9 protein-coding genes are annotated in these 7,230 nt (G+C 34.0%); all 9 read left to right on the forward strand.

Features of this window, described 5'->3' with window-relative positions:
- The first annotated feature begins 74 nt into the window (after nt 1-74).
- The gene (locus Q0W95_RS03205; protein WP_297789930.1) at nt 75-320 is read left to right on the forward strand and encodes a S4 domain-containing protein; all 246 of its coding nucleotides are present in this window, start codon (nt 75-77) and stop codon (nt 318-320) included.
- Nucleotides 313-630: a septum formation initiator family protein gene (locus Q0W95_RS03210; RefSeq protein WP_297789932.1), complete on the forward strand. Its 318-nt coding sequence runs from the start codon at nt 313-315 to the stop codon at nt 628-630. Before Q0W95_RS03205 ends, Q0W95_RS03210 begins: the two co-directional genes overlap by 8 nt.
- On the forward strand, nt 608-1,969 hold the full coding sequence (gene tilS / locus Q0W95_RS03215) for a tRNA lysidine(34) synthetase TilS (RefSeq protein WP_366800477.1): 1,362 nt from the start codon (nt 608-610) through the stop codon (nt 1,967-1,969). The genes Q0W95_RS03210 and tilS overlap by 23 nt, the downstream gene beginning before the upstream one ends.
- The gene (hpt, locus tag Q0W95_RS03220; protein WP_297789934.1) at nt 1,959-2,528 is read left to right on the forward strand and encodes a hypoxanthine phosphoribosyltransferase; all 570 of its coding nucleotides are present in this window, start codon (nt 1,959-1,961) and stop codon (nt 2,526-2,528) included. Before tilS ends, hpt begins: the two co-directional genes overlap by 11 nt.
- A 34-nt stretch (nt 2,529-2,562) precedes the next feature.
- Nucleotides 2,563-3,054 (forward strand): DUF986 family protein, encoded by a 492-nt coding sequence (locus Q0W95_RS03225; protein ID WP_297789936.1) that lies wholly within the window; start codon nt 2,563-2,565, stop codon nt 3,052-3,054.
- Nucleotides 3,055-3,117: 63 nt separating this feature from the next.
- Nucleotides 3,118-3,909 (forward strand): type III pantothenate kinase, encoded by a 792-nt coding sequence (locus Q0W95_RS03230; protein ID WP_297789939.1) that lies wholly within the window; start codon nt 3,118-3,120, stop codon nt 3,907-3,909.
- Nucleotides 3,887-4,867, forward strand: coding sequence for a tRNA dihydrouridine synthase DusB (gene dusB / locus Q0W95_RS03235; protein ID WP_297789941.1), 981 nt, complete (start codon nt 3,887-3,889; stop codon nt 4,865-4,867). Before Q0W95_RS03230 ends, dusB begins: the two co-directional genes overlap by 23 nt.
- Complete coding sequence (gene greA, locus Q0W95_RS03240) at nt 4,854-5,327, forward strand: transcription elongation factor GreA (protein ID WP_297789943.1); 474 nt, start codon at nt 4,854-4,856, stop codon at nt 5,325-5,327. The genes dusB and greA overlap by 14 nt, the downstream gene beginning before the upstream one ends.
- Nucleotides 5,328-5,339: 12 nt before the next feature.
- Nucleotides 5,340-7,230 (forward strand): lysine--tRNA ligase (lysS, locus tag Q0W95_RS03245; RefSeq protein WP_297789945.1); only part of this gene is annotated, 1,891 nt, incomplete at its 3' end.

Here is a 7,230-nt window from a genome sequence, read left to right on the forward strand (position 1 = left end):
AAATAACTATGGATTATATCTTTATAAATAGCAGAAGTTTTGCCATAAAAGTTTAAATAAAGTAAGATATAGGTATGAGAATAGATAAATTTTTAAAGAACTCGAGAGTAATCAAGAGAAGGCAAGTTGCTAAAGAAGCTTGCGAAAATGGAAGAGTTAGCATAAATGGAAAGCTAGCTAAGCCAGGAAGTCTGGTTGAAGAAGGCGATGTGGTAGAGGTGGTCTTTGGGACGAGCAACCTTAAATTTAGGGTTCTAGGTCTCATAGATGGAGCTAAGAAAAATACCGCAACGAGTATGTATGAGGTTATAGATGGCTAAGAAGAATTCGTATCTAAAGAAAAGAAAAAAGCAAAACCAAAGGTTTCTACTAGGTATTCTATCCCTTCTTTTGGTAAGTGGAGCGGGATATAAGCTTTATGGGGTAAGAGTAAGTAGGCAAATGGCTTATCTTGATAAGGAAATTTCATCTTCTATCAAGAAAAAAGATGACCTTGTTGGGGAAATCAAAGAGCTAAAGGAAGATTATGAGAAAAGAAATACGGATGAGTTCAAGGAGAAAATAGCGAGAAATAGACTTGATATGGTAAAAAAATCTGAAGTGGTCTATGAAGATGACAATAATAAGTAAAGTAAGAAAGACAATTGAGGATAATAATTTAATAGAAAAAAACGATATTATTATCATAGGAGCTAGTGGCGGCCCAGACAGTCAGTTCTTGGTTTATGCTTTAAATGCCTTGCGAAAAGACTTGGATTTTGAGATAATATTAGCCCACCTTAACCACTTACATAGGAAAGAGGCTATAGATGATGAAAACCTAGTAAGAGAAACCGCTGAAAAGATAGGACTTAAATTTATTGCCAAAAGGGCTAGCATGGACGCCTATGCAAAAAAACTTAAAATTTCCCCAGAAGATGCTGGAAGAAGATTGAGATATCAGTTTTTCAGGGAAATTAAGGGTTCGAAAATTGCTGTAGCCCATAATTTTGATGACCAGGCAGAAACAGTACTCATGCGAGTGATAAGAGGAACTGGTATTGAAGGACTTAGGGCGATGACTTACAAAAATAAGGACATAATAAGACCCATACTTGATATCAGAAAAAAAGACTTGCTTAGGTATTTAGATGAGGAAAAAATTCCTTACCATATTGACATAACAAATCAACAAACTGATTATACAAGGAATAAACTAAGACTTGACCTTATTCCTCAACTAGAGAAAATAAATCCTAATTTCAAACAAGCCTTGGTAAATTTATCCCATCTTGCTTTTGAAGAAACTAAGCTTAATGATACCTACATCAATGAAATTTATCATGAGTATGTACAGAAATCTCAAGATGGATCTCTTATTTTTGATAAAGCTAGGCTTGAAAAAGTAGATAGAGCAGTAGCATCAAGACTTATTAGAAGGGCGATTTTGGAAATTAAGGGAGACCTTAAGGATATAAGTAAGGAAAATATGGACACCTTCCTTAACCTATTAACTCTTCCTAATGGCAAGTCTATAATTAAAGATGATTTGATTTTTACTAAGTCTTACAAGCACTATAGGCTTGGAAAAATTTGTGAAAAAGAGCCTATGGATAGGATAGCCTACCTTAGTCTAGGCGAAGAGATTTCATTTGATGGTTTAATTTTTAGGGCCAGCAAAGCTGAAACTTATAAGAAAAAAAAGCCTAAAAATGTTGAATACTTTGATGGAGCTAAGTTAAGTTTTCCTATAAAAATAAGATATAGAAAAAATGGTGATAGTTTTAAGCCTTTGGGAATGAATACTAGCAAAAAAATAAAGGATTTTTTTATTGACCAGAAGGTTGATAGGTACAAGAGAGATAAAATTCCTATGTTATTAGCAAAAGATGATATAATATGGGTGGTAGGTTTGAGAAGCTCGGAGGATTATAAGGTTGATCCTTCTACAAGAAAAATTATAAAAATAGAGGTAGAAAATGGTAACTGATTATAACGATATTGTTGAAAGAGTTCTAATTGATGAAGAAAGCCTAAAGCTTAAAATCAAACAACTTGCAAAAACTATTAATAGCTACTATAAGGATAAGGACGAGCTTATCCTGGTGGGTATCTTAAAGGGATCTGTTATGTTTATGGCAGAGCTTGCTAAAAACTTAAAAATAGACCTAAAGATGGACTTCATGGTTGTATCTTCTTATTCAGAAAATACTTATTCATCAGGCAATGTCAAAATTCTTAAAGACCTTGATATTGATGTAACTGGTAAGGAAGTATTAATTGTAGAAGATATTATTGATACTGGTTATACCCTAAAGAAAACAAAGGAAAATCTCATCAATAGAAAAGCCAAAGACGTTAAAATAGTTACTCTTTTAGATAAACCAGAAAGAAGAGAAGTTGATATAAAGTCAGACTGGTCAGGCTTTAAAATCCCAAATGAATTTGTAGTTGGTTTCGGTCTTGATTATGAACAATTGTATCGCAATTTACCATTTATTGGCGTTGTAAAAAGATCGGTTTATGAAGATATAGAAGATGCAAAGTAGGTATTTGAGCCTACTTTACTCATAAGGAGAAGATATGAAAAGTTTAGATTCGATGATAATAGTCTTATATGGAGTTATAGTTGTATTTTTCTTATATAGGATTTTTAGGCAAATGAAAGATAAGAACAAATTGAAGGGAGAGGTGAAAGCTTTTTCTCGTCCATCATCAACCTTTGAAGTTATTTTGTTTTCAGTTCTTACAGTTACAGGTATTGTAAATTTATATTTTGGTTATCTTCAAGCAAATAGGCAAAATATGCTTACAGCCCTAGTTATGATTGCACTTGCTGTTGTGTTTATGATTTCAACTAAATCAAAATTATATGTCGGAGAAAATGGAATTTTGTCTAATGCTTCTTTTTCGGCATACAAGCAAGTGAAAAAATGGGGATTTGACCAAGAAAATGGTGACTTTGTAATGCTTGTAAAAGACAACAAGGGAGAGAGCAAGGAAGTTACTAAGGTTAAAAAAGAAGATATGGAAGAGATAAACACCTTGATTAGGAGATATAAGTTGGGAAAATAGCTTGAAATTTGCTCTAATAAACGTATTATATTAGAGTTAATTTGTAAGTGAATTGGAGTAACGATGTTATTAGTAATTGATATAGGAAACACTAATACAGTAATCGGTGTTTATGAAAAAGAAAAATTAAAGTCTAAATTTAGAGTGGCGACCGATCTTAAAAAAACAAGTGATGAATTGGTTGCTACTTTATTTAATATGTTGGCAATTAAGAAGATAGATGTAGGAGATATCGAAGATACAATTATGTCCTGCGTTGTTCCAGATGTTATGTACAACTGGCAATCTGCTAATAGGAAGCTATTCGATAGGGAAGCCATAATAGTAGATTCCGAAACCCCAACTTTTTTGACTATTGAATATGATAACCCTAGAGAAGTAGGTGCTGATAGGATAGTAGATGCAGTTGCAGCCTACAGTAAGTATGGTGGGCCAACCATAGTTGTCGATATGGGAACAGCTATAACCTTTGATGTAGTAACTGAGGATAAAAAATATCTTGGTGGGTCAATTGCCCCTGGAATAAGAATTGCCCAAGACGGGTTGTTTGGTTCTACTGCAAAACTTCCTAAAATTGAGTTGATGGAGCCTGAAAGTGCCATAGGTAAAAATACATCAGATAGTATTAATGCAGGAATTATTTTTGGCTATATCGGTATGATCGATAGTATTATTTCGATTCTATTTAGGGAAATGAATGAGAAATATGGTATAGATGATGGTGATATAACAGTTGTTGCTACTGGTGGTTTTTCTGAGCTTATTTCAGCATCAAGCAAATTTATCGAGATAATCGAGCCAGACTTGATGCTTGAAGGACTAAGATTAATTTATGAGAGAAACAAAAACCTATAAGCCTATCATGCTTGCCCCACTTGCTGGAGTAACTGATGCCGCCTTTAGGATTATATGCGAAGAAAATGGGGCTGATAAGACCTTTACCGAGATGGTCTCTGTGAATGCTCTTGTCTATGACAACAGGGCAACTAAGGAGATAATGTTTAAGTCAGACCTTGAGAAAAATTGCAATATACAAATTTTTGGCAGTGATCCAGCTATAATTGAGAAAGTTGTCAAAGAAAAAATAAATCCTAGAGAGGATTTTAAGGAAATAAGCTTCAATATGGGTTGTCCTGCACCAAAGATATTCAAAAATGGACAAGGTTCAGCTCTTTTGGCAGATACTAAAAAAGTCTATAAGATTGCAAAAACTTTAGTTGCTTCCACAGACAAGTTAGTTAATGTTAAATTTAGGCTTGGAATTGATGAAAACTCCATAAATTACATTGAAGTAGGGAAGGCTCTTCAAGATGCAGGAGTAGCTTATGTAATCCTTCATGCAAGAACAAAAGCCCAACAATATTCGGGCAAGGCTAATTGGGAAGATATTAGAAAACTAAAAGAAACACTTACAATACCAGTTATAGCCAATGGAGATATTTTCTCTTTTGAGGATTACAAAGAAGTAATGGAAATAACTAAGGCAGATGGAGCTATGATTGCCAGAGGTGCTATGGGCAACCCCTTCATCTTTAGGCAAATAAAAGACTACCTAAATGCTAGGGAAATTTTCAAGCCTTCCTATGAAGATATTTTAAACACAATTAAAAGACAATACGACTTATCTCTAACTTACAAGGAAGAAAGACTTGTGATAAACCAAATGAGAAAACATGTAGGCTGGTATATCAAAGGTCTACCTCAATCATCTTTGTATAGAGATAGGGTAAATAAGCTAAAGACAAGCAAGGAAATATTTGACTTGCTAGATGAATATAGACAATATTTAGAGGATAATTATGACAGAAAATAAAGAAGTAATATTAAGCAAGGAATACCTTGAAAAACTAGAAGATGAACTTGAGTATTTAAAAACAAAAAAACGCCCAGAGATTGCAGAAAAAATAAAGGTAGCTAGAAGTTTTGGTGACCTTTCCGAAAATGCTGACTATGATGAAGCAAAAAATGAACAAGGTGAAGTAGAATCAAGAATTGCCAAAGTTGAGGACATGATTAGAAACGCCAAGACAATTGAGGTTGATGAAAACTCTGATGAAGTAGGCGTTGGAAATACTGTAACAGTTTATGATGAAGAATTTGACGAAGAACTAGAATACAAAATAGTTGGAACAGCTGAGTCAAATCCATTGGAAGGCTTCATATCAAATGAATCTCCAGTTGGAGCAGCCCTTATAGGCAAAAAAGTCGATGATAGAGTCGAAGTAACTACACCTAATGGTAAGATGTATTTTGTAATTAAAAATATTAAGTAATAAGGAGAGAAGATGGCTGATAACAAAGACTTAAATGAGATGCTTCAGATTAAAAGAGAAAAGCTTGAAGATCTTAAAAAAGAAGGAAGAGACCCACATAAGGTAGTTAATTTCAAGGGAAGAATTGCATCAAAAGAAATAAAAGACAATTTTGTTAAATACGATGGACAAGCTGTAAGAATAGCTGGTAGGATTATGGCGAAAAGAGGACATGGTAACATGAGCTTCATGGATATCCAAGATGAATCAGGTCAAATCCAAATCGTAAATCGTAAAAATGTTATCGGTGAAGAATTTAGTCAAGTTAAAAAATACGATATCGGAGATATAGTAGGAATAGATGGAAAGGTATTTAAGACCAACCAAGGAGAGATTTCAATTGAAACACAAACTCCAGTTTTAATGACCAAGTCCCTACAAATTCTTCCGGAAAAATGGCATGGTCTAAAGGATCCTGATTTAAGATACAGACAAAGATACTTGGATCTTATTGTTAATCCAGAAGTCAAGGATGTATTTGTACAAAGAAGTCACATAATCTCAGAAATTAGAAGATTCCTTGATGCGAAAGATTTCTTAGAAGTTGAAACTCCTATCTTAAATACAATAGCAGGAGGGGCAACAGCTCGTCCATTTACAACCCACCACAATAGCTTAGATATAGGAATGTATCTAAGGATAGCTTCAGAACTTTACTTAAAAAGATTAATAGTAGGTGGCTTTGATAAGGTTTATGAAATAGGCAGGATGTTTAGAAATGAAGGAATGGATGCAACTCATAACCCTGAATTTACAACAATGGAGTTATACCAAGCCTATGCTGATTTTGAAGACATGATGGAAATTACTGAGACAATGGTAGAACACGTTGCCAAAAAAGTAAAGGGAACGACTGTTGTTGAACTAGATGGCAATGAAATTGAACTAAAGGCTCCTTGGAAGAGAATATCAATGATTGAGGCAGTTAAAGAATATTCTGGTGTAGACTTTAGTCAAATCAAAGATTATGATGAAGCAGTTGCTATTGCCAAAGAGAAAAACGTTGAAGTAAAAGGTAGTATTGGAGAAATTATAGCAGAATTCTTCGATGAATTTGTTGAAGATAAACTTATCCAACCAACCTTTATAATAGACTATCCAGTAGAAATTTCGCCACTTGCTAAAAGAAAAAATGATGATCCATCCTTAACTTATAGGTTTGAAGCTTTCATAAATGGATCGGAAATTGCCAATGCCTTCTCAGAATTAAACGATGCAGCTGACCAAAAAGGAAGATTCTTAGACCAAGTTGCAAAAAGAGAAGCTGGTGATGATGAGGCTCAAATGATGGACTACGACTTTGTAAACGCCCTAGAAGTAGGAATGCCTCCAACAGGTGGACTAGGAATAGGTATTGATAGACTAATTATGATATTAACAGGCCAACATTCTATAAGAGATGTGCTTCTATTCCCAACAATGAAGCCAATAGGCTTGGAAAAGGCAGAAAATAAGGATTCGTCAAAAGATACTTACGACAAACTTACGACAGAAAAAATCGACTTTTCAAAAGTAAAAGTTGAACCACTATTTGAAGATATGGTTGATTTTGATACATTCTCAAAATCTGATTTTAGAGTTGTAAAAGTTAAGAACTGCGAAGAAGTTCCTAAGTCAAAAAAACTTTTGAAATTTACATTAGATGATGGTTCTGAAAAGGAAAGAGTTATTTTATCTGGTATTAAGGAATATTACACCGCAGAGAGCTTAATTGGAAAGACACTGCTTGCGATTTGTAATCTTCCTCCTCGTAAGATGATGGGAATCGACTCAGAGGGTATGATTATATCTGCAATTTGTGAGTACGATGGAGAAGAAAAACTTAACTTAATAATGTTGGATGATAATATTCCAGCAGGATCAA

Source organism: uncultured Anaerococcus sp., from assembly GCF_947253225.1.
Lineage (GTDB): Bacteria > Bacillota > Clostridia > Tissierellales > Peptoniphilaceae > Anaerococcus.

Bases quoted from the DNA above. Each gene is read 5' to 3' on its own strand.
- dusB (WP_297789941.1), top strand. From the start codon at position 3,887: ATGAGAGAAACAAAAACCTATAAGCCTATCATGCTTGCCCCACTTGCT.
- hpt (WP_297789934.1), top strand. From the start codon at position 1,959: ATGGTAACTGATTATAACGATATTGTTGAAAGAGTTCTAATTGATGAA.
- Q0W95_RS03225 (WP_297789936.1), top strand. From the start codon at position 2,563: ATGAAAAGTTTAGATTCGATGATAATAGTCTTATATGGAGTTATAGTT.
- Q0W95_RS03210 (WP_297789932.1), top strand. From the start codon at position 313: ATGGCTAAGAAGAATTCGTATCTAAAGAAAAGAAAAAAGCAAAACCAA.
- Q0W95_RS03205 (WP_297789930.1), top strand. From the start codon at position 75: ATGAGAATAGATAAATTTTTAAAGAACTCGAGAGTAATCAAGAGAAGG.
- Q0W95_RS03230 (WP_297789939.1), top strand. From the start codon at position 3,118: ATGTTATTAGTAATTGATATAGGAAACACTAATACAGTAATCGGTGTT.
- tilS (WP_366800477.1), top strand. From the start codon at position 608: ATGAAGATGACAATAATAAGTAAAGTAAGAAAGACAATTGAGGATAAT.
- greA (WP_297789943.1), top strand. From the start codon at position 4,854: ATGACAGAAAATAAAGAAGTAATATTAAGCAAGGAATACCTTGAAAAA.